Origin of the sequence: Bartonella sp. CM31XJBT (assembly GCF_028618555.1) — a bacterium.
In the GTDB taxonomy this organism is placed as follows: domain Bacteria; phylum Pseudomonadota; class Alphaproteobacteria; order Rhizobiales; family Rhizobiaceae; genus Bartonella.
The window spans coordinates 1-23,233 of sequence record NZ_JAQITD010000017.1; the positions used below are offsets into that span (position 1 = coordinate 1).

Here is a 23,233-nt window from a genome sequence, read left to right on the forward strand (position 1 = left end):
CGTGATCTGGTGGGTCAAGGTTTGGGCAAAGGTTCCTTTATTCCTGGAAGTGATGCCATTGAACAAGTCAAAACTTTGCTGGATGTCGGGGCAGAATATGCAAAAGCACACAATCTCCCCTTTGGTGAGGCTTTGAGTGAAGAACAATTGGCGTCCCTAGAAGCCCCGATGGTGATTTATGTGCGCCAACAGGTCAAGGGCATGGATGTTTACGCACCGGTGCTTTACATCCCTGAAAAAGACAGAGCCTCCTTTGTTTCTGCTGGGGCTTTGATCATGGGCGATGATGTCAATATCACCAGCCAAAATACGAGCAATTCCACAATAACTAATTCAGGGCGGATTGCGGCAAACCACCAATTGCATGTGCATGGAGGGGATATTTTTAGTAAAGGGGGGCATTTTGCGGCGGGTGGGGATGCTGTTCTCCTTGCGGAGAAGAATATTCGTTTGGATGCAGGGCGCACAACGGTTGACGGCGTGGAGACCGTTTTAAACACCGAGGCGCTTTCTGCTGGGGGTAATGCGAGCGTGATTGCCAAACAAGATATTACCGCCTCCGGGGTGGGGATCACTACCGGAGGTGATCTTGCCATGGCTACAGAAGAAGGCAACTTGACGATCGGTTCAGCAGAAACCCATTACCATGATGAACACGGTGATGCTACCATGCATCATAAATCAGAAGTCAACTCTGGTGGCTCGACGACACTTCTCTCTGGACAAGATTTGAATATTCTAGGCTCTGATGTTCAAGCAACGGATAAACTTCTCTTGCAAGCTGAGAGGAATGTTTCGATTGATGCCACACGCAACAGTATGGACAATCAGAGTGGGAGTGAAACATCTCATGTTGCCTTGCACAATGGCTCTCATTTAAGTTCTGGAAAAGAGACCACTGTTCTATCGGGTGGCGATATCCATATTGCTGCTTCCGATATAGATGCCAAGGGCAATGTTGGTCTTGGTGCCCAAGGGGAGATAACAATAGGGGTGAGAAACGATGAGATGGAGTATCATCTTCGCACCAAAAACACGAAAGTGGACATGCAAGCCTCTCATGCCGTTGGCTCTTCGATAAAATCGGGAGGTGACACCACTGTCATTGCAGGGCAGGATGGCAAACCGCATGATCTTAGCATCACAGGCAGTTCCATTGCGGCTGATGGCAAGGTAGGGCTGAAAGCCAGCAACGATGTCCTGATCAATAATGCAGAGGATAGCTTACATTATGAGATGTCGTACCATAAAGACGGTGGGGTGTTTAGTAGCAGTAAATCTGAGCATAACAAGATGGATGTGCGCCAAGTTGTGGGGTCAAGCATAACAGGGGGTGAAGGCATTGCCATTGACTCAGTAAACAACACGGAAGTTGTAGCCTCGACGCTCGTAGCCGGTAAGGCAGAGGAAACGTCAGGAGAGAAAGCACCAGGAGAACAGAAACAAGCGGATATTACCATTCACTCTGGGGGAAAGATTACTATCAAAGGCGCCCAAGAACACTTGGATCAGCAAGCACAATCGTCTTCAAGTGGCTTTTTGCATGAGAAATCGTCCGATACATCTCAATCGCATACCACGACGGTCTCCTCTATCCTTGGGGCAACGGGCAACATCGTGTTAGACGCACAAGGAGAAGCCAAGATTTCTGCTTCTCATCTGCTTTCCGGTCAAGATATCAATGTGAGCGGAGAAAGTGTGACGATTGATGGCATGACAGATCATCATAAAAGCCATTCAGAGGAGCATGAAACAGGTTTTGGTGTGGGATCAGGCAAGGGCTTTGTGTCGATATATGGGAGTGAGGGAAAGACAGAAAATGAAGAGAGTTTTGAGCATCAAGGTTCTTCTCTCAATGCGGATGGTACGATCAACATCACTGCCAAGAAAAAAGATGTGAAAATTGTTGGCTCTGATCTTGCAGGTGAGAATATTAATCTTTCGGCAGCGCATGATGTGAATGTGCTTGTTGGTCATAATAGCCATTCCTCAAGCTCAAAGGAAGAACGTACAGGTTTTGGCATTCAGTTTGAAAAGAGCAACAGCGGTGCTTCTGTAGGTGTTGGAATTGCAAGCGCCAAAGATACGGGCGATCAATGGGAAAATACTTCCACACAATCACACATCACGGCACGCCAAGATGTGCAGATTACTGCTGACAATGATGTGAATATGCAAGCAGCCATTGTTTCGGCGGATCGTGATGTCAACATGGATGCCGGCAATAATATCACCCTATCAGAAAGCTATGATACCTCTAACGGCAAAGAGACACATGAAAAGTCTTTTGCTGGTGTGACAACTTCCGTTGATATCGGTGTCCTTGGCACGGTACAAGGCTTAAAAGATTCAGCGGACCGCATGAACAATAAGGATGGTAACAATACAGTTATTAATGGCATACTGACCGGCATGAAAATCAATCACCTCTTTAATAAAGGAGAGAACTTTATTAATTGGCTGACTGGCAATACGGGGGAAAAGGGGAACACAACCAAAGGACTGAGTAGCTCATTAGGAGGGGTGGGGGGCTCCACCAAGGATGCTCTTGCCAATCTGGCTGGTGCATCTGGCAGTGTAACCGTGGGCTTTAAAACTGAGAAAACAGAAGCTTCTTCTCAAGTCTCCACAGCGGTGACAGATAGCATAGAAGGCGGACGCGCTGTTAACATGCAAGCCCACAAAGGCAGCATTCATGGTGTTGGCGCTGATATTATCGCTGGTACCAATCCAATCTATGTGCTGGAAAATGATGCACAGAGCGGAAAGATCACCATGGAAGCAGGTGAAGATATCATCTTTGAAAGTGCACAAAACACGCAAAGCACACAAAACAGCAGTGAAAGTGCTTCAATGAGTGTTGGCACCGGTTATGGCACGGGTGGCGCAGGGGCAACGGGTAGTGCTGCTTTTAGTCAAGGGGAAGGTTCCAGTGAGGAAGTTCAACACAAAAACAGCCATATTATAGGTAGCGGCACTGTTCATACCACGAGTGGGGCAAACACCACATTGGCAGGCGCCGTGGTTTCTGGAGAGCGTGTAGAAATGGAAGTAGGGGGTGATTTTGCCATTATCAGCCGCAGTGATACGGGACAAACTTCCAGTAAGCAAAACTCTGTTTCTGTTGGGTTTGGTGCTGGACAAACGGGTGGTGGGGGGTCCATGAGCGCCTCTTTCCAAAAGGATAAATCCTCCAGCGATTATCATAGTGTTGTGGAGCAATCAGGCATCAAAGCTGGTGATGGCGGCTTTAATATCATAGTTAAAGACAAAACAACGCTGACCGGAGGCATCATTGCCAGCACCGCGCCGGCAGATAAAAACAGCCTGACCACAGGAAGCATTAGCACCAGTGATATCAGCAACGGTGCGCATGCTAAAGCCAGCAGCCATGGGTTTAGCCTTTCTGGGAATGACACGATAAAAAACATTGCCAAGAATGTTTTAAATCACGGCAAAGCCAAGGATACAGCAGAAGGGGAAACCAAATCTGCTATCAGTGATGGGACTATCATCCTTACTGATACAACTGGACAGAGGGCGATGGGGCAAGATGCTGGACAAATCATTGGCTCTCTCAACCGCAACACCGCAGCAGCACACCAAGCAGTAGGACAGCTAGATGTCGCACCGCTTGAGGGAGCAGTGCATAATCGCGTAGATATGATCAATGATTTATCGGATGAAGGATTGGGATACTGGGACAAAGTGCGCGAAGTCGCAAATGTTAAAGAGCATCCAGTAGGTGAGATTGCGCATGATGAAAATGGCAAAGTACTCTATTTAACCGATGAAAATGGAGAACCTATAAAAGACAGCGATGGAGAATATATTACTCTGTATCACTTTTTAAATGCTGAAGATGAGCAGTATTTACAAGCTGGCTCTGATGGCAACAGGCGTATGTTCTATAATGGTATTTTTAACACACCAGATGAAGCAGCGCGTAATGCGGTTCAGTTAGCTGATAATGAGCATGAGCCCCTTTATTTTACATACCACCCACAAGCTAAAGACAGGCTCGTAGAGATCGGAGTAGCGATTTATGAGTATTTTGGGAGATGGAGTAATTCGACCAAGAAGTTACAAGATTTTATCTATCGTTATGGCAATACAGGGGCGATTGTTAGTGCGCATAGCCGTGGTAGTTTGACAGTGGGCAATGGAATGCGTGACTTTGAACAACGTGGCATTCACGGTATAGCAGAAAAAACAGATATCTATCTTTTTGGACCAGCTGATAACTCTCAATCAATAGCGAATGCACTATATTATGTGAGTGATGGTAAAAAAGATCATATTTATTTACAAAACCATATATTCGATCCCATTGGTACAGGAATTGGTCACAATCTACCTACTTTTTATAAGGCACCCTTGAGGTTCCCTTATGCAATATTTCCACCAGCAACTCCAATGATAGAGCAAGGGAAAGCTCTAGGCGGCTTTAAATCTAGCACCCATAGGTGTTATGGTAATGCGTCGGCAGCATGTAAACGTGATTATGGAGCACATCATAATGATAATACAAAAATTTATGCACCTTATGCAATTTTAGATAATTTAGGTTTAGGTTATTTATGGAGAAAAAAATGAATACACTGTTTAAATTATTGAGTGGGATAGTTTTATTAAGTATAGCTGGATGTGACATTGAAAACATTGACAAACCTGCTCCAGGGTACGTGAATATGTGGGAGAAGACAGGAGCAGATTCTACTGAGGTAGGAAAAGCCTTATTAGAATGTGGAATGCCGAGTCTTATCGATCCTGATTCAGAAAATAAAGAGGTAAACAATAATGGATGGGCAACAATTGATGCCTGTATGGTTCAAGCAGGATTCCACTATAAAGATAAATGGGGAGGAACTTGGTGTCAAAACTATAAAGCCGAAAACTTGCCCATTTGTCAGCCTGGTGCTGTCATCCCGAAGAGAAGTGTCGAAAAGCGCTTAAACAGCCCGTTTTGTAAAAGGTATAAAAATGCATCTGAATGCAAGCCTTAAGTCTTTCTTGTAATGACCAACAATGCGCCATCCTTGCCTTTGCTTGGAATGGCGCGATTGTTTTCTCACGCACATTATTTAACGCCTGAAGAACAACAGAATTTACAAAAAGGTGCTGATGGCAAGGTGCATGTGTCCTTTAATGGCATCTTTACTCCACCAGAGGAAGCCGCTGTTTATGCGGTTCAACATGCGAAGGATAAAAATGAACCGCTTTATTTTGTGGTGTTCCCTCAAGCCGATTCTGCTATCTCATAACTTCTAGTCGCGGGCTATCAGAAGTTTATGGAAAATAACTTTTGGGGTTTGACCAATTCAACACAAGAAGCAAAAGATTTGATGTATAGCTATGGTCTTACAGGATTAGAACTTTATGGACATAGTCGCGGGACAATGACATTGGGGAATATGCTGAATTCTTTCAAACAAGAAGGTGTGCACGGTATAGCCGACAACACGAATATCAATTTCTATGGACCAGCCTTTAATGTTTTAGTTGCATCCGGTCTGTTAGGTTATGTGAGTGATGGCAAACAAACCACTATTGGCTTTGATGGGAATAGATATGACTTTGTAAGCAGAATTATTGGTGGCAATGGCTATACCTACGGGACACTCCCTGCTGGCAGTAACGTTTGGACAGAATGGTTGAGAGTGGCTACAAATCCCATAAGCTCCCATACCTGTCTTGGAGATGCGAGTGATAAGTGTACATGGCGCTATGGCACATCTCATCGTGAACAAAAACCTTGAATTAAATCATGGAGTAAAAAATGAAACAAACTCTAAAGCTATTAGGTGCTGTAACTTTGTTAAGTATCACCGGATGTCAGTTTAATAAAACTCCCATATCTTCTATAGGGGCATGGGAAAAGCCAGGAGCAGATTTTACGGAGATAGGAAAAGCCTTGTTAGAATGCGGTATGCCAACCCCTTATGATAAGGATCCAGAAAGTAGAAAGCTCAGCTATAATGCAAATGCAACCATTGATGCTTGCATGCTCCAAGCGGGATTTCGCTATAAATATGATGTGGGGGGAGGCTGGTGTGGAAATCATAAAGCTGAAAACTTGCCCATTTGTCGTCCAGGCGCTGTGATCCCCAGGCGCAGTGTCAAGAAGCGCTTAAATAGCCCTTTTTGTAAAAAGCATCCAGAACAATATGAATGCTATCCTTAAGTCTTGCTGTTTGTGATGACCAACAATCCGCTATCCTTGCCTTCGCTTGAAATGACGGGATTGTTTTCTCAACCCATCATCTCAATATTGTTCACCGTTGTTTTAAGCAGCGGTGACAGGAAATATCAACAGGTTTATGAGCTGTTTTATCGTAAAGAAACCAACTGAAGGAGGGGAAAAATGAAGAAAATCTTAAAACTATTGAGTTGCATAGCTCTCTTAAATACAGCTGGATGTGTTAACCAACCTCCTCCATCAACTTTAGCATTATGGGAAAAACCAGGTGTCGATAAAGCGATGATCCAACAATCCTTATCAAAATGTGGTTGGAAACCGGTTTATGCTTCTTCTAGTGATATGAATTCGTATGCGAGTGAATTTGCCTCAGTTTATGAGTGCATGAAAAAAGCAGGTTTTCGGTATAAATTGCAAGATTCAAAAGGGCTCTATTTTGTACAACCTCTGAAAAGTGACTCGTTTTTAGCTAATTTGATGCTAGCTGGATATCAGCAATTTATGGACAATGATACCTTTGGTGTGACCAACAAAACGAAACAGGAACGCGCTTTACTAACGCATTTTGAGGATGAAAGAAAACGTCAGCAAAAGCAAAAAGCTTTACAAAAGCGATCACCAAAGCGTCCTCCCCATCGTTAAAAAGGTCGTTGGATAAAATCACGAATGAAGTAGAGGATCAAAGCTGTCTTCTTCTTTATCCACGCAACGGGCACTTTTAATTTGGTGTTTAAGATAGTCGACAATAAGGCAGGTGAGGTTTCATTACGGGGGATGCGTATTTTGAAGCCAAAGTCGTGGGGCAATCCACAGGATACGTTAAGCGGTTTGACCGAGGCTGGCGCATCTGGCAGTATGACAGTGGGCTTTAAGAAAGCAGAAGCTTCTTCTCAAGCTTCCACCGCGATGACCACAACAATAGAAGCAGGACGCGCTGTTAATATGCAAGCCCACAAAGGCAGCATCCATGGTGTTGGAGCCGATATTATCGCTGGTACCGCGCCGGCAGAAAAAAACAGCCTGACCACAGGAAGCATTAGCACCAGTGATATCAGCAACAGTGCGCATGCTCAAGCTAGCAGCCAAGGTTTAAGCATTTCTGCGGGTGGTCCGATGTATCAGGGCAAATATGGTGTCGGGAAAAACATTGCTAAAAATGTCTTAGATCATTCAAAAGCTAAAGATTCAGAGGAAGGATATACCAAATCTGCTATCAGCAATGGCACCATTGTCATTACTGATGAAGCAGGGCAGAAGGCGTTGACGGGGCAAGATGTTGAGCAAGCCATCGCCTCCCTTAATCGGGATACTGCTAGCGCCCATAAGGGTGTACAACAGCTCGATGTAGGCAAGCTGGAACAAATCGTCCATGAAAACCGTGAAATGGTAACGCAACTCTTAGAAGAGGGGTTTAAATACAGCGATGATTCCTATAAAACCATGTTTATCAAAGAGCATCCCATTGCCGTGGTCGACCGTGATGAAAAGGGTAATATACTCTATGAAATAGATGCAAATGGGGTACCTATAAGAGACGCTCGTGGACAAAATATTCCTAAGTTTCATTATTTAACGGATGAAGAAAAGCAGCATTTGCAAGAAGGTGCTGATGGCAAGGTGCATGTGTCCCTCAATGGCATTTTTACACCACCCTATGAGGCTGCTGTTTATGCAGAGCAACATGCGGAGAATAAAAATGTACCGCTTTATTTTGTTGTGTTTCCAGAAGCCGATTCTGCTATCTCAGAACTTCTAGTCGCGGGCTATCAGAAGTTTATGGAAAATAACTTTTGGGGTTTGACCAATTCCACACAAGAAGCAAAAGATTTGGTGTATAGCCATGGTATTACAGGGTTAGAACTTTATGGCCATAGCCGTGGTACCATGACATTGGGGAATATGCTGTATTCTTTCAAACAAGAAGGGGTGCACGGGATAGCCGACAACACGAATATCAATTTCTATGGACCAGCCTTTAATGTTTTAGTTGCATCCGGTCTGTTAGGTTATGTGAGTGATGGCAAACAAACCACTATTGGCTTTGATGGGAATAGATATGACTTTGTCAGCAGAATTATTGGCGGTAATGGCTATACCTACGAGACAATACCTGCTGGCAGTAACGTTTTGACAGAATGGTGGAGAGTGATCATGAATCCCATAAGCTCCCATACTTGTCTTGGAGATGCGAGTCCACAATGTAGATATGATTATGGTTTATCTCATCGTGAACAATTTCCTTTAAGTAAATCACGGAGTAAAAAATGAAACAAACTCTAAAATTATTAAGCACTGTAACTTTGTTAATTATAACTGGATGTAATATCGATAAACCTCCTCTAGGAGAGGTGGCAGCGTGGAAGAAACCAGGAGTAGATTTTACAGAGGTAGGAAAAGCCTTGTTAGAATGTGGAATGCCAACACCTTATTATACCGATCCAGAAAGCAGAAAGCTTAGTATCAATGCATGGGCAACAATTCATGCGTGTATGGTTCAATCAGGATTCCATTATGAAAATGAACATGAGGGTGGATGGTGTTATACTTTTAAAGCCGAAAACCTTCCCATTTGTCGTTCAGGCGCTGTGATCCCGAGGCCCAGTGTCAAGAAGCGCTTAAACAGCCCTTTTTGTAAAAAATATAAAAATAGTCGCAAATGCCAGCCTTAATGATCAACAATCCGCCATCCTTGCCTTCACTTGGAATGGCGCGATTGTTTCCTCACGCACATTATTTAACGGATGAAGAAAAGCAGCATTTACAAGAGGGTGCTGATGGCAAGGTGCATGTGTCCTTTAATGGCATCTTTACTCCACCAGAGGAAGCTGCTGTTTATGCGGTTCAACATGCGGAGAATAAAAATGAACCGCTTTATTTTGTTGTGTTCCCAGAAGCCGATTCTGCTATCTCAGAACTTCTAGTCGCGGGCTATCAGAAGTTTATGGAAAATAACTTTTGGGGTTTGACCAATTCCACACAAGAAGCAAAAGATTTGATGTATAGCTATGGTCTTACAGGATTAGAACTTTATGGACATAGTCGCGGGACAATGACATTGGGGAATATGCTGAATTCTTTCAAACAAGAAGGTGTTCACGGTATAGCCAACGAAAACACGACTATCAATCTCTATGGATCAGCCTTTAATGTTTTAGTTGAATCCGGTCTGTTAGGTTATGTGAGTGACGGCAAACAAACCACTGTTGGCTTTAATGGGAATAGATACGACTTTGTCAGCAGAATTATTGGCGGCAATGGCTATACCTACGAGACAATACCTGCTGGCAGTAACTGGTGGAAAGAATGGTGGAGAGTGGCTACAAATCCCATAAGTTCCCATACTTGTCTTGGAGATGTGGGTTATAAATGCCAAAAGTTTTATGGCACATCTCATTTAGAACAAAAGCCTTGAATTAAATCATGGAGTAAAAAATGAAACACATTTTAAAGTTATTAAGTGGAATAGTTTTGGTGAGTGTAACTGGATGTAATATCGATAAACCTCCTCTAGGAGAGATAGCTACGTGGGAGAAAAATGGTGTTACTGATTTTACTGAGGTAGGAAAAGCCTTATTAGAATGTGGAATGCCAACCCCTTATGATACTGATCCAGAAAGCAGAAAGCTCAGCTACAATGCAATAGCAACCATAGAAGCTTGTATGATTCAATCAGGTTTTCGTGATAAAGTGGGAGGGGGAACTTGGTGTGTAAATCATAAAGCCGAGGATCTTCCCATATGTCGTCCAGGTGCTGTCATACCACAGCGCAGTGTCAAGAAGCGCTTAAACAGCCCGTTTTGTAAAAAATATAAAAATAGTCGCAAATGCCAGCCTTAAGTCTTGCTGTTTGTGATGATCAACAATCCGCCATCCTTGCCTTCGCTTGGAATGGCGGGATTGTTTCCTCAACCAACCATTTCAATATTGTTCACCGTTGTTTTAAGCAGCGATGACAGAAAATATCAACAAGCTTCCGAGCTGTTTTATAGTAAATAAATCCATTGAAAGAGGGGAAAAATGAAGAAAGTCTTGCAATTATTGAGCGGCATAGCTCTGTTAAGTATAGCTGGATGTGAGTATAAAGCTGAGGTTCCCTTATCAGCTTGGGAATTATGGGATAAGCCTGGTGCAAATACAATTGATATAGGGAAAGCGCTGTTAGAATGTGGCATGCCAACACCTTATAATCGTGATGAATACAACAGAAAGTTAGACGGAAATGCGAACGCATTAATTGAAGCTTGCATGGTTCAAGCAGGTTTTAGATATAAATCCGGATATTTGAGTTCGTGTGAGTTTTTTGATGCTCGTTTTCCAATTTGTCATTCAGGTGCTGTCATTCCTCAAAGAAGTGTTAAGAAACGCCTGAACAGCCCCCATTGTAAAAGAAATAGAAACAAGCCTGAATGTCTACCGTAGTTTTTTGATGATGGTATGATTAAGAGCAATCTTTAGTTTTTTTATCTTTTGCATAAGTGTGTGGGCCAATTGTATCGGCACTCAACATGTTTCAAATTGATATGGACAGAGGAATATAAAACATCGACAAGCTTATAAGCAATCTTATGATAAAAAATCATTGAAGGAGAGAAAAAATGAAAGCAACTTTAAAGTTATTGAGTGGATTGGCTTTGCTTATTATAGCTGGATGTTTTCCAGGTCCTTACCAGGCTGTGGATGTATTAGAGAAGCTAGGAGAAGATAAGATTGAGATTAAAAAAGCACTATTAGAATGTGGAATGCTGAATCCTCATGATGATTATATGATGGATTATAGAGAGTTAAGTATAAATGCGAATACATCTATTTATGCATGTCTAACCCAAGCAGGTTTTCATAGTAAATTAGGAGGGAAGTGGAGAGATCGGTGTAGAAATTATAATGCCGAAGATCTTCCGATTTGTGTGCCAGGTGCTGTCATTCCAAAACGAAGTGTCAAGAAGCGTTTAAATAGCGCTTATTGCCAAAAATATAAAAATAAACCAGAATGCCAACCTTAAGCACTGCTAGTGATGATCAACAATCTGCCATCCTTGCCTTCACTTGGAATGGCGCGATTGTTTCCTCAATCCGTCATCTCAATATTGTTCACTGTTGTTTTAAGCAGCGGTGACAGAAAATATCAACAGGTTTATGAGCTGTTTTATAGTAAATAAATCCATTGAAAGAGGGGAAAAATGAAGAAAATCTTAAAACTGTTGAGTTGTATAGCTCTGTTAAGTATCACTGGATGTGTTAATTCAATTCCCTCACTTTCTCCAGCATTATGGAGAAATAAAATACTTTTAGAATGTGGAGTACCGGACCTTAATAAGGTTGTGGCGCTAGATTTGAATCAATTTGCCAGTATTGAAATGTGTATGGCGCAATCAGGTTTTCGCCCTAGCTTTACAATACAAGAATGGTGTGAAAATCATAAATCAGACAACCTTCCCATATGTCGTCCTGGTGCTGTGATGCCTCAGCGAAGCATTGAGAGACGCTTAAATAGCCCTTATTGTAAAAAGCATTCAGAACAACTTGAATGCAAACCTTAGGTCTTGCTTCAGCAGAGAAAGCCTTGAATTTACACCAAATAAAGCTCTAGGTTGATGAGCTTGAGAAAGCCTTGTCCGTCCTTACGTGACAAGGTTTTCTTTTTATGCCGCGTCACTTTGACGTTGCTGTTTTGCTTGCTCGATGACATTCAAAAGATCTGATTGTAACAACGGGATAAAAAGCCAAATTTTAAAGGTTTTGGGAGAGAGCCATTGGTAACATGACGGCGGAAAGTTGAGACACTCATATGAAGCAATTTTGCACTTTCACGGTCTGTTAAAAGAATATCATTTTCTGTCATACTAAAATCCTTTCACTATAAAAAAAGAAAACAAACTATAACTATTTATTAACCACATTTTGGTTTATTTTTTAAGGTATTTTATTTATATAAAACAATATTTTATCATACAGTTTCTGATGTGATAATTTATGAATCTTATTGAGAAAGAATGAGAGAAAAGAGAGCTAAAGTTATCCACAGATAATGGGGTTATGCACCCCATATCTTAAGATTGACCGGTGACATAAGCTGCCCATTTATCCATATAGACACGGCGCTGTTCTAGATAATCAGTCCGACGATAGGCACGCTCTACTTTGCCGCCAACTGTATGACTTAGAATAGTTTCAGCGACCTCATAGGGGGCATCGGTTGTTTCAGCAAGCCAATTGCGTAAACTAGAGCGAAATCCATGGGGGCATGCCTCAATTTTATTGTCTCTCATATATTGAGCCATACAATTTGCAGCGAGGGGACCCCGACCGGTTGCAGAAAAGAAGAAATCATTACGAGAAAGCAAGCGCGCTTGTTTTAAGATTTCTAATGCTTCTGATGATAGAGGCACGCGAAACTCTTCTGTAGTATCACGTCGACCTTTCATATTTTCAGCAGGGATTGTCCAGATATCGCCATCAACTTGGTCTTTATGAATATGACACAAAGGGTTGGTACGAACGCCTGTCAGAATAAGCAAACGCAAAGCCAGTTGTGTTAAGGTTGATGCTTCGCAAAGTGTTTTATAAAAGGCAGGGACATCTCTCCAATCCATAGCTGGAAAATTTTGCGTTTTATGGCGTTGTTTACCTAAGAGAGCGCGTGCTTTTTCTGTTGCTTGTAAATCAACATCCAAACCCAAAGCAGCTGCATGTTTGAGACAAAGATTAAGACGTATCAATGCTATCTGAGCTGTTCCAGCTTTTGTATGCCAAATGGGAGAAAGCGTATCGCGTATTTCTGTTTGTGTAATCTCTGAAACGGGGAGGCAACCTAATTTAGGGAGAATGTAAAGCCGCAAAGGTGAAAACCAATCACTAGCCTTACCATCTCTTTTTAATTCGGCTTTACGAATTTCAAAAGCATCCACGGCAATGTCTTTTAAGTAATGGAGATTGCTTATTGCTTCACGCTTTTGTTTTTCACGTTCTTTAATAGGATCACGACCTTCACGTAAAACAGCACGCCACCCAGTTGCCAATTCACGGGTTTGTTTTAAAGAAACATCTCTCAAGGCACCCAAGCCCATTTCACGGCGCCGCCCATGAATGGTAAAACGGTAAATCCATTGAGCACCTCCATCTTTACGCTTATGAAGTAACAAGCCGGCACCATCATTATATTTGCCAGCTCGTGGGTGTTGCGACAGACCTCGCATTAAGACGGTTCATAAGAGCTATTTTTACTCCTTTCTTATACAGTTTTTACCCACACGCCAGCCCCGCTTTTGACGTGCAAGCAAGTGATTTTAATTGATTCAATATGAGAGGGTTTGTGATGAGAAAATCTTACTATATTCGGAGGTCTAATTCAATATGAATAACGCTAGATTATCATTATAAATCAATATCTTGTTGTAGCCAAAACCTAATCCATGAGAGATTGTTGGAAATGTTGGAACTATCCTTGGTACTTTTGCTGGGCTTAGCGACATCAGATCGAAAGAAAATATTGTACGAGTAGGGCAGCGAGATGGACACAAACTCTATGAGTATAATTACAAGGGCTATCCAGAGCGCTATCGCGGGGTGATGGCGCAAGATGTTTTGAAGTCAAAACCTGAAGCTGTTTTCTTGCATAAGGCGACAGGCTTTTTGCATGTGGATTATGGCAAGCTTGGCTTTGAGATGGAAAGGGTGCAGTGATGGAACAAGAAAACACGAATTCTCTATCAAAGTTGTTTGATCCAAAATTTTTGCGTCCTTTTATGTATCAGGTTATACCGCAGTTACCTAGATATTTATTTCAACAACTCTCTACCCCTCTAAGCACGCCGTTGTAAGGGCAATACACGCAAAGTTTTTTAGAACGTGTTGCTTTTAGCACAAACCCTTTTGATGCGAGCAATGGGGCTGATACTCCACAAAAATTGAGTCCTACAGAGCTTATTCGCGGTTCTCAAACAGGAGGAGGAGAAGCTGGGAAAAAAACGCCCACAGAATTGATTATGTCTACAGATGATTTAAAGCGCCAAATGCCTCCATTGCCGGATGTTTCAAAGGATACTGTTAAGATACAAGAGGCGCCAGAGCAACAAAAGCATGACTTTTCAGAGCAGGGAGGTTTTGCATCAATGATTCCTCAATCTCCACTTGTTGGGAACATTGATCAGTCTAGTGGGGATGAAGCTGGGCGACAGCAAAAAGATGTGATGGATTATATTGCTCAACTTAATGAGAAATCTATAGCGGAAAACTCTTTGAAAAACAATTCTGGAAATGATGAGGAAAAGCTTTTTGAGGCACCCATAGGAGAAGAAAAACATTTGAATGCACACTTACCAGAAGAGGAGCATTTAAAAGCAAGTGGTGATCTTGAACAAAAAACAGATTATATCAAGTCACTTGATAACTTTGTTCAGACAGGAGCAAATCCAAGTAGCTTATGGGAGCGTTTTAGAAAATCAGAATTTTCCGAGCATTTAATGGATTTTTTTGCGGGGCTTGCGTTAGGAAAGACACCACAAGAAAGTTTTTCAAATGCATCTATCCTTATGCGGCAGGGCAATAATGTACGTGCACAACATAAACAAACTTTGCAATTTTTACGCTCTAAAGGGTATAGCGATGAAGATGCGCAAGCACTCACACAATATCCAGATCTTGCCATGAAAATCATAGGCAACACGTTAAGCCCTCAAGAAGGCTATAGAACATTGCTTAAAAGGCTTAATCGGGGTGATTATGAAGCTGTACCAACCGAATTGCAGAAAATGGACCAAAGCCAAGAGGCAAACGTTTACAAGGTCTTGTACTCCGGCGTGTATCAGAGGCAAGGGCTATGGACGAAAGGTGCTTATGTTTCCTCTAACTATCAAACAGTAGAAACGGGGGGTAAAGCAGAAGCATTGGCACCCATTATTGGTTTTTTCTCAGGTCTTGGCGGTTTTTTAGCGGGCAATGGTCTAGTTCAATGGGCTTTAGCCGCCATTATGGTTTGAGCCGCATATGCTGGTATTTTATTTGTTGCTAAACCTTTTCAGGAGCACTGCCTATGAATCTTATGGATGAAAAGAAATCTGATGCTAACAGGTGCGGCTTTAGCCGCTTTTTTTTATGATTTTAGCAAGAGCCTTTACTCTTGGAAAAAAAGCAGAACAACAAAAGCAAACAGAAAAAGCTTTAAAAGCAGCCACAATACGTCTGGAGGTGGAAAGTGAAGTTAATCAAAAAAGTGCTGCTGATGTGCGTGCTGCTCTCTTTGATTGATTGCGCGACAAATAAATATGCTTCTTCTTGTGTTGGTTGGTTACCTGTTTATTTAAGCCGGCAAGATCTGAACACCATTAGCTCAAACTTAGGAAGAGAGCTCTTAAAGCATAACAAGCAGGGTCAACGCTTGTGTGGGTGGAAACATGGTTAGAAAAAAATCCAAAAAACACACAGAGCTTACAGAAGTAGAAAAGAAATGCTTCAAGAAATGATCATCACCTATCAAAGCGTGAAAATGATGTCTCGCTTGATGAAGTGGATAGCATTTTTTCTTTTTTTGCTTATCCTTGATTTTGCACGCCTCATGGATGCAATAGACAACATCTTCGCACATTTAAAACAATGGTTCTTAAAGAATTAGAAAAACTGTCATACAAGCAAAACTTCGAAAAATCCTTTTTACTATGAATTGGAGATCCAATCATAAGCGTAGTTCAGAATGCAAACCAAGTCGTAAGAGCTCTAGTGTTTTGGTATCTGGCTTTCGATAGATCACAACTAAATCTGGCTTGATATGACAATCACGACAATTGCGCCATTGACATGTTAGTGCATGATCTCTCCAATGCGCCGTTAGCGGTTCATTCTCCGCTAACGCTTTGACCACAAGCAGTAAATTCTCCTCTAGTGCATTAGCATACCTACCTTTGCTTTCATGTTTAAGATCACACCGGAATGAACGCGTATAGACAATTTCCCGCATAGCAAGCTTAGGTTTGCTTTTCAGATTTACGCATTTCGGTTCTATCTTCCCGTATCATGGTCCTTAAGCCGTCTAATGATGTATGTTCGATGCGTCTCATTTCAGCATCCTCGATAGCTCGTAATGTTTCCGGATTTGGTTGGAATAGATCAAGCGGTAATGCTCGATCTCTAGCAATGCGGGTCATAAACATGCGTACTGCATCCGATACAGTTAAACCCGTAGACTTAATAACTGCACTTGCAATTTCTTGAACTTCATCAGGTATGCGGGCTTGAATTTTTCCCATTGCTAAACCTCCTATTCAATTGTAGTACAATGTACTACACGTTAAGTTTATGTTAAGAGTTTCAACAATAGCTTTTCACAAGAGAACTTAGCAAAATTCAAAAAATGATTAGAGAAAGTTGGCAGAATAAGATATGTTTTGTAGAAGAATATTGGAAAATCCTATTCCCTAACCTTTATTTATGAACCTCGCACTTTTAAAAAAAACTATATAAAATCAATGTGATATATGAATAAAAAAGAGCATAATATCACTAAAAGAGTGTTATAGAAATGATGTATCATGACGATTCTACCACTCGATAGTGCTTCGATAAGAGAAGCAATAGCGCTTCTTGAAAAAGGGAAGTTAGTAGCGTTACCAACGGAAACTGTTTATGGATTAGCGGGCGATGCAACCAATGGGAGGGCAATTTCTTCTATTTATTCTACAAAGGGTCGTCCGCAAATTAATCCTCTTATTGCGCATGTTAGCGGCATCGAAATGGCACAACGTTATGTTGAAATTGACTTTCTTTCACGCCAATTAATGGAGGAATTTTGGCCAGGGCCTTTGACATTGGTTTTGCCTTTAAAGGAACAGCATAATATCCATCCTTTAACAACCTCTGGTTTGAATACCTTGGCTGTTCGTTTTCCAGACAGTCGTTTTGCGGAAGTGGTACAACATTTTGGCCGTCCACTTGCTGCTCCTAGTGCGAATCAATCGGGGCGTCTTAGCCCTACTTCAGCTGAGGCTGTTTTTGCATCTTTGGGGGAATCTGTTCCTTTAATATTGGACGGAGGACCTGCTAAAATAGGACTAGAATCAACGATTATTAAAATTTGTGGTGAAAATATTTATCTTTTGCGTCCAGGGGGGCTTACGGCTGATAAAATTGAAGAAGTTGTGGGGAAGTCTTTAAAACGGATAGATCAAAGGGCGGCGATTGAAGCTCCTGGGATGTTAAAATCGCATTATGCCCCCAATGCCACGGTTCGTTTGAATGTAGAAAAGGTGGAAAATGGTGAAGCGCTTTTAGCATTTGGTTCAAAGCGTGTTATGGGGGCTGAAAATGCCGTTTCTATTTTAAACCTTAGCGAAGATGGAAAGTTGGAAGAGGCAGCTTCTCATTTATTTCAATATATGAAGGAATTAGATTCATTTAAAGTGAGATGTATCGCAGTAGAACCTATTCCATCATACGGATTAGGGGAGGCTATCAATGATCGTCTTATACGGGCTGCAGCTCCAAAGGAGAAATGAACATGGAGCAGGAATTAATTGAGGGGTTTAGGGAAATTGTTGGTGCTAAGCATGCTATAACAGATCAAGCGTTGATTGCGCCGTATTTGCTTGAAGAGCGTGGGCTTTTTCATGGAAAAACACCTTTACTTTTACGTCCATCTTCTTGCGCAGAGATCTCATCGATTATGCAGTTAGCGAGCAAAACGCGCACACCGATTGTGCCACAGGGTGGAAATACAGGGCTTGTGGGGGGACAACAACCAGATGAAAGAGGAGGGAGCGTTCTTTTATCCATGGAGCGATTAAATAAGATTAGAGCTATAAATCTTGAGGGAAATTTTGTTGTTGTAGAGGCTGGTGTTATTTTACAGGATTTACAGAAAAAAGTGGATGAATCAGGTCGTTTTTTCCCTCTTTCTTTGGCATCTGAAGGTTCTTGCCAAGTAGGAGGCAATCTTTCGTCGAATGCTGGAGGGACAGCTGTTTTAGCTTATGGCAATATGCGTGATCTTTGTCTTGGTTTAGAAGTTGTTTTACCGGATGGGCGTATTTTAGATGATTTGCGTTTTGTTAAAAAAGACAATAGCGGTTACGATTTAAAAGATCTTTTTATTGGTGCAGAAGGCACATTGGGAGTTATAACCGCAGCCGTTTTGAAGATGTTTCCAAAAATAAAAGGAAAAGCTGTTGCTTTGGTGGGATTATATAGTCCGGCGAAGGCTTTAGAGTTTTTATCTCTGGCTCAAGAATATGGAGGAGGGATGTTGACAGGTTTTGAGCTCATGGGAAATCTCAGTTTGCAAATGGCTTTAGATTATAAGATGTGTGAGAAGCCTCCTCTTCAGCGGAAACATGAATGGTATGTATTAATGAACATTTCATCGTTGCAAGGCAATGATGAGGCATTATCGGTATTGAGTACTATTTTAGAAGAAGCTTTAAAGAATGCGGTGATAGAAGATGCAGTTGTTGCGCAATCTTTAAAACAGCAAGATTTTTTTTGGCAATTACGAGAAAGTATATCATCAGCACAAAAGTTAGCAGGAGGGTCCATTAAGCATGATATTGCAATCCCACTTGCTTCTATTCCTGATTTTATTGCTGAGGCAGCGCTTATTGTAGAAGATATTGCTCCAGGAGCACGGGTGATTTGTTTTGGACACATGGGTGATGGAAATTTACATTATAATATTACACAACCTGTAGGAGCTGATACGACAGTGTTCTTGCAGTTATGGTCAACAATGAATCATCGCATTCATAGTTTAGTGGTGGACTATAGAGGTGCATTTTCTGCTGAGCATGGAATTGGTCAGCTTAAGCGCGAAGAACTTCGTTCTTTTAAATCGCCTGTCGCATTGGATATTATGCAAGGGATTAAAAAAACGCTCGATCCTTTAGGGATAATGAATCCTGGAAAAGTATTATAATTCAAGAATGGTGATCATGTATTTTTGTTTAGATTTTAATAACCAAAAAAGAAACCAGTTGTTTTTTATTCAAACTTTTAATAATCCAATGAGAAAAAGCTGCTAAAGGGTGTATGTTATTTAAGATAAATTGGGATAATGTATATGGCTAATCAATGCTTTAATCAGGCAAAAGCGGTGCTTGAATTTCGGTTAGATCCGTGCCATTTGCCACAAACGACGACATATTTTTCATCCAAAACGGGTAATCAGGTTATTTGTTCGTTAAATGAGCGTGGTGTTTCTTTTAAAACGGATATGCCTTCAAGTTTATCGCATTTAATACCCCCTTATCATTTCCAAGGAATTGCAGCACGTACCGTAAAAACGCGTTCAGGAGAAAGAGCTGTTGCATTAGAATTACTTCATGCCGATGAGGAAGCTTGTATACCGCTTTTGGTTTCCAGAGATTTGAATAATGTTCTTCTGGATTGGCGGTTATGGGCGGATACTTATGGCCTTCCCATGCTTATGATCAATGAAGATAATCGCATTCTGGTTGTAAAAGATCGTTCTGATTTACATCGATTTTTTGGTACAACAGCACATTCTAAACAAAAGCGTTTTTTACTTCGTTATAGCAATCCGTTAGGCTTGCGTTTGGTGATTGCGAATCGAATTGCACTCCAGTAATATTAACATGCATTTATTTTTGTACTACCGTCAGCATTTATCTTGTTGTGCTGTAAAACATCGTTGTTTGGAGCGGTAATATAAGGCATGTAAACTTCACACATGAAGTGTTTTAGGAGATATGGCAAATATTCTTAAGTTTGCTTGTAGGTATTTGTGTAAGTGCAGCATAGGAGTGGGAAGCAAGAGGAACCCGCTCAATGAGAATCCAGACCTTTACAGACGGGATTTGGTGTGACTTTTGGTTCTTGAAAACAAAAAGAGGAAGTCAATGATTGTAAATGAGAGTTTTTTGACACCATACATTGGCAGCAGAAATCGATTATGTAAAACGCTTTTTTCGGAGAGGTAAAAACGGTTTTCATAACAATAGAAACTGTTTTTTTTGGCGGTATAATTTTGGGTTTTTGCCACATCATAAAAACACCAGCAGATTGCTGGAAGTGTTTTTGAATTTTTTTATAAATAATTTCTCCATGTTGAATGAGAGCTTTGAATATTGCAGAATATTCTTATTTCATCTCTCTCTCTTATAATCAAAATCATTTAGATAGAAAGGGTTATCGTAATATTGAGAGTTGGAAAATACAAAGATGGTATCGGTTTTTATTCCAGAAAGATGGAAGAGTGGATTTATACTATTTGCAGGTAGTGTCGTAAAATGGGAGTGATGAGCATGAGAGGTATTGTTTAAGAATTTGTATGTGAATAATATAACTATCTTTTTTGGGCATTTTATTTTTTGTAAAAGCGGAATTTCATTAAAAACGCGATAGATAAAAGAAATGATAGTATATATGTTTTTCTTCAGGACTTTATAAGAAAGAAAGTGTTTATAAAAGTGATGAGAAAATACGTTTAAAGTAACAGTAAAATGATCATTTTATATTACATTTTCAGATTCAAAAAATTTTCCTATTTTATCATGAGTAGATATTCTATTTATAATATTTGATTGTTCAAAGGAAAGCACACTCATTTTTTCAAAATTATGGTCAACGTAAAACAGTGAGAAAATTTGTGTGTCATGCTCTTATATAAAATAATAAAATCGTAAAAAAGAATATTCAAAGGATTTTATTTTCTCGCGCAACGGCTCTCCATCCGATATCACGACGAACAAAACCTTCTGGCCAATCAATACAATCAACTGCTTCATAGGCACGTTTTTGTGCATGCGTAATCGTTTTTCCTGTTGCAGTTATATTGAGAACACGTCCACCATTTGCAATGAGTTCTCCATCACGCAACACTGTACCAGCTTGAAAAACTCTCACATCGGGAAGAGAGTTTACTTGATCAACGTTACGGATAACAGTACCTTTTTGGGGGGAGTCTGGATAACCATTAGCAGCCATAACAACGGTGAGAGCAGCTTTTTCAGACCACCGAAGAGGCTTATTTTCAAGTTTTCCTTGAGCAGCAGCAAGAAAAATTGGCAAAATGTCATCTTTGAGGCGCATCATTAAAACTTGACATTCAGGATCACCGAATCGTACGTTAAATTCAATTAATTCGGGTCCTTTTTGCGTTATCATTAATCCGACGAAGAGAATACCTTTAAAGGGAGCGCCCATTTCTTTCATGCTTTTTAAAGCTGGTTCAACAATTTCTTTGAGAGTACGATTCACTATTTCTTTGGTCATGATGGGCGCTGGTGAATAAGCACCCATACCACCGGTGTTTGCTCCAATATCCCCATCACCTACACGTTTATGATCTTGAGCAGATCCAAAAGGAAGAGCAACTTTACCATCACAAAGGCAGAAGAAGCTTGCTTCTTCACCTTCAAGAAAAGATTCTACAACAATTTTGTTTCCTGCATCTCCAAATGTACTTTTGAAGCAGGCATCAACTGCGTTAAATGCTTCTTCCATAGTTGTTGCAACCACAACACCTTTGCCAGCTGCTAAGCCATCAGCTTTAATAACAATGGGAACATCTTGTTGCTGAATGTAAGCTTTAGCTTTAGAGGCATCATTAAAGCATTGGTAACTTCCTGTAGGAATGTTATTCTTACGACATAAATCTTTTGTAAAAGCTTTTGAACCTTCTAGTTGAGCAGCTTTTTGAGTAGGACCAAATACACAGATGTTAGCGCTATTAAGAGAGTCTGTTATACCCGCAACCAATGGTGCTTCTGGTCCTACAATTACAAGATCAATAGAACGTGCTTTACAAAAATCAATAACAAGGGAATGGTCATCAATGTTTAAATTAATATTTTCACCAAATTCTGTTGTTGCAGGATTTCCAGGAGCACAGTATAACTTTGTTAGCAGTGGTGATGCTGCTATTTTCCATGCTAAAGCGTGTTCTCGTCCACCTGAGCCAATAAGAAGAATATTCATTGCTTGCTCCTCTCATAAAAGATGATTAATCTCATCCCCTTCTCATAAGAATGAAATGTCTCTATCGCAAGACCAAAGGTAAATCATTTGATGAAAAAAAATAAAAATATCGCGCATGTTCAGTCCTATGATAGCCAAGGACGGGTTATGGATGCATCTTCCAAACAATGGGTCTACAATTTCCTTCCCTGTTCTTTATGGTTTTATGCGCAATTGGCGCGTTGGGATCGGCCTATTGGATGGCAATTGTTGATGTGGCCTTGTTTTTGGTCAACAACAATGGCTTTTTTCTCTTATAAAATGCATTACGATACTCTTTTATCAATGTTTCTTCATTGGGTTTGGTATCTTTTTCTTTTTTTTCTGGGATCTATTGCTATGCGAGGGGCAGGATGTACTTGGAATGATCTTATTGACCATAAAATTGATGCTCAGGTAGAAAGGACACGTTCTCGCCCATTGCCGACAGGTCATGTGAGTCGGTTTCAAGCGAGAGTTTTTATCCTTGTGCAATGTTTTGTTGGTTTAGTCGTTTTATCACAATTTAATAGGTTTAGTTTTTTTCTAGGTATTTCGTCATTGATAGCTGTTGCATTTTATCCTTTTATGAAACGCGTAACATATTGGCCGCAGTTTTTTTTAGGCGTTGCGTTTAATTGGGGGGCATTAATGGGGTGGGCTGTTGTTTTTGGAAGTTTAAGCTGGGCACCAATCTTGCTTTATGTGGGATCAATTTTGTGGACCATAGGATATGATACAATCTACGCACATCAAGATAAAGAAGATGACGTTACTGTTGGTGTCCGTTCTACGGCTCTTCTCTTTGGTAAAGCAACCAAGCGTGCTTTAGTATTTTTGTATGGTGGTTTTGTGATGTTCATTAGTCTAGCATTTTATTTAGCTGGAGTCCCTGTTCTTAGTTTTTTGGGGATTTTTGTGGCAAGTATCCATATGTTTATTCAAATTAAAGTCATTGATATAGATGACAGTTCACAATGCCTCAGGCTTTTCAAATCTAATTCGCTTATTGGTTTTGTGATTTTTGCTGGTTTAGTATGTGGGGGTATATGGACGATATTTTATCCTGCGGTCTAAAAATAAGTTAGCTAAAATCAT

18 protein-coding genes and 8 pseudogenes are annotated in these 23,233 nt (G+C 40.9%); 21 read left to right on the top strand and 5 right to left on the bottom strand.

Translation table 11 applies throughout. The features are described from left to right. The 12 genes and pseudogenes from PVV63_RS07445 to PVV63_RS07500 all read left to right on the top strand — a co-directional run. Window positions 1-4,596 (top strand): hemagglutinin repeat-containing protein (locus PVV63_RS07445; protein WP_273791327.1); only part of this gene is annotated, 4,596 nt, incomplete at its 5' end. Continuing rightward, complete coding sequence (locus PVV63_RS07450; RefSeq protein ID WP_273791328.1) at window positions 4,593-5,006, top strand: hypothetical protein; 414 nt, start codon at window positions 4,593-4,595, stop codon at window positions 5,004-5,006. The genes PVV63_RS07445 and PVV63_RS07450, both read left to right, overlap by 4 nt. Before the next feature lie 69 nt (window positions 5,007-5,075). Next, a pseudogene (locus tag PVV63_RS07455) lies at window positions 5,076-5,759 on the top strand (filamentous hemagglutinin); the annotation flags it as partial. 20 nt (window positions 5,760-5,779) lie between these two features. Then, window positions 5,780-6,184, top strand: a complete 405-nt coding sequence (locus PVV63_RS07460; protein WP_273791329.1) for a hypothetical protein — start codon at window positions 5,780-5,782, stop codon at window positions 6,182-6,184. 180 nt (window positions 6,185-6,364) lie between these two features. Beyond that, on the top strand, window positions 6,365-6,841 hold the full coding sequence (locus PVV63_RS07465; RefSeq protein ID WP_273791330.1) for a hypothetical protein: 477 nt from the start codon (window positions 6,365-6,367) through the stop codon (window positions 6,839-6,841). Window positions 6,842-6,925: 84 nt separating this feature from the next. Then, window positions 6,926-8,467: a hemagglutinin repeat-containing protein gene (locus PVV63_RS07470; RefSeq protein WP_273791364.1), complete on the top strand. Its 1,542-nt coding sequence runs from the start codon at window positions 6,926-6,928 to the stop codon at window positions 8,465-8,467. Next, entirely contained in the window at window positions 8,464-8,868 is a 405-nt protein-coding gene (locus tag PVV63_RS07475) for a hypothetical protein (protein WP_273791331.1), read from the top strand. The genes PVV63_RS07470 and PVV63_RS07475 overlap by 4 nt, the downstream gene beginning before the upstream one ends. A 50-nt stretch (window positions 8,869-8,918) precedes the next feature. Further along, a pseudogene (locus PVV63_RS07480) lies at window positions 8,919-9,611 on the top strand (filamentous hemagglutinin); the annotation flags it as partial. A gap of 20 nt (window positions 9,612-9,631) precedes the next feature. Then, entirely contained in the window at window positions 9,632-10,036 is a 405-nt protein-coding gene (locus PVV63_RS07485) for a hypothetical protein (RefSeq protein ID WP_273791333.1), read from the top strand. A 180-nt stretch (window positions 10,037-10,216) separates the two neighbouring features. Continuing rightward, entirely contained in the window at window positions 10,217-10,618 is a 402-nt protein-coding gene (locus PVV63_RS07490; protein WP_026500687.1) for a hypothetical protein, read from the top strand. Window positions 10,619-10,794: 176 nt separating this feature from the next. Then, a complete protein-coding gene (locus PVV63_RS07495) occupies window positions 10,795-11,199 on the top strand; it encodes a hypothetical protein (RefSeq protein ID WP_026500686.1) in 405 nt (134 codons plus the stop codon). A 177-nt stretch (window positions 11,200-11,376) separates the two neighbouring features. Then, the gene (locus PVV63_RS07500; protein WP_273791334.1) at window positions 11,377-11,736 is read left to right on the top strand and encodes a hypothetical protein; all 360 of its coding nucleotides are present in this window, start codon (window positions 11,377-11,379) and stop codon (window positions 11,734-11,736) included. A gap of 102 nt (window positions 11,737-11,838) precedes the next feature. Here PVV63_RS07500 and PVV63_RS07505 read toward each other — a convergent pair. Continuing rightward, window positions 11,839-12,038 (bottom strand): annotated as a pseudogene (locus PVV63_RS07505) (helix-turn-helix transcriptional regulator). A 208-nt stretch (window positions 12,039-12,246) separates the two neighbouring features. Continuing rightward, window positions 12,247-13,414, bottom strand: a pseudogene (locus PVV63_RS07510) (tyrosine-type recombinase/integrase). 252 nt (window positions 13,415-13,666) lie between these two features. Here PVV63_RS07510 and PVV63_RS10370 point away from each other — a divergent pair. The 5 genes and pseudogenes from PVV63_RS10370 to PVV63_RS07535 all read left to right on the top strand — a co-directional run bounded on the left by PVV63_RS10370 (window position 13,667) and on the right by PVV63_RS07535 (window position 15,806). Next, window positions 13,667-13,879 (top strand): hypothetical protein, encoded by a 213-nt coding sequence (locus tag PVV63_RS10370; protein ID WP_375645322.1) that lies wholly within the window; start codon window positions 13,667-13,669, stop codon window positions 13,877-13,879. Beyond that, window positions 13,879-14,892, top strand: a pseudogene (locus PVV63_RS10510) (hypothetical protein); the annotation flags it as partial. The gene PVV63_RS10370 and the pseudogene PVV63_RS10510, both read left to right, overlap by 1 nt. Then, window positions 14,887-15,174 (top strand): annotated as a pseudogene (locus tag PVV63_RS07520) (glycoside hydrolase family protein); the annotation flags it as partial. The pseudogenes PVV63_RS10510 and PVV63_RS07520, both read left to right, overlap by 6 nt. Window positions 15,175-15,240: 66 nt before the next feature. Continuing rightward, window positions 15,241-15,442, top strand: a pseudogene (locus PVV63_RS07525) (hypothetical protein). Window positions 15,443-15,588: 146 nt separating this feature from the next. Further along, a pseudogene (locus PVV63_RS07535) lies at window positions 15,589-15,806 on the top strand (hypothetical protein). 60 nt (window positions 15,807-15,866) lie between these two features. Here PVV63_RS07535 and PVV63_RS07540 read toward each other — a convergent pair. Together PVV63_RS07540 and PVV63_RS07545 are read right to left on the bottom strand one after the other, a co-directional pair. Then, on the bottom strand, window positions 15,867-16,148 hold the full coding sequence (locus PVV63_RS07540; RefSeq protein WP_273791336.1) for a type II toxin-antitoxin system YafQ family toxin: 282 nt from the start codon (window positions 16,146-16,148) through the stop codon (window positions 15,867-15,869). A 7-nt stretch (window positions 16,149-16,155) separates the two neighbouring features. Beyond that, window positions 16,156-16,437: a type II toxin-antitoxin system RelB/DinJ family antitoxin gene (locus tag PVV63_RS07545; protein WP_273791337.1), complete on the bottom strand. Its 282-nt coding sequence runs from the start codon at window positions 16,435-16,437 to the stop codon at window positions 16,156-16,158. 282 nt (window positions 16,438-16,719) lie between these two features. On the opposite strand from PVV63_RS07545, the gene PVV63_RS07550 reads away from it, so the two are divergent. The 3 genes from PVV63_RS07550 to PVV63_RS07560 all read left to right on the top strand — a co-directional run bounded on the left by PVV63_RS07550 (window position 16,720) and on the right by PVV63_RS07560 (window position 19,766). Further along, window positions 16,720-17,682 (top strand): L-threonylcarbamoyladenylate synthase, encoded by a 963-nt coding sequence (locus PVV63_RS07550; RefSeq protein WP_273791338.1) that lies wholly within the window; start codon window positions 16,720-16,722, stop codon window positions 17,680-17,682. A gap of 2 nt (window positions 17,683-17,684) precedes the next feature. After that, the gene (locus tag PVV63_RS07555) at window positions 17,685-19,094 is read left to right on the top strand and encodes an FAD-binding oxidoreductase (RefSeq protein WP_273791339.1); all 1,410 of its coding nucleotides are present in this window, start codon (window positions 17,685-17,687) and stop codon (window positions 19,092-19,094) included. A gap of 144 nt (window positions 19,095-19,238) precedes the next feature. Beyond that, window positions 19,239-19,766, top strand: a complete 528-nt coding sequence (locus tag PVV63_RS07560; protein ID WP_012754813.1) for a DUF6101 family protein — start codon at window positions 19,239-19,241, stop codon at window positions 19,764-19,766. 1,067 nt (window positions 19,767-20,833) lie between these two features. Here the strand turns inward: PVV63_RS07560 and purD are convergent. Next, window positions 20,834-22,117 (bottom strand): phosphoribosylamine--glycine ligase, encoded by a 1,284-nt coding sequence (gene purD / locus PVV63_RS07565; protein ID WP_273791340.1) that lies wholly within the window; start codon window positions 22,115-22,117, stop codon window positions 20,834-20,836. A 90-nt stretch (window positions 22,118-22,207) separates the two neighbouring features. On the opposite strand from purD, the gene ubiA reads away from it, so the two are divergent. Beyond that, window positions 22,208-23,212: a 4-hydroxybenzoate octaprenyltransferase gene (ubiA, locus tag PVV63_RS07570; protein WP_273791341.1), complete on the top strand. Its 1,005-nt coding sequence runs from the start codon at window positions 22,208-22,210 to the stop codon at window positions 23,210-23,212. Window positions 23,213-23,233 lie beyond the last annotated feature (21 nt).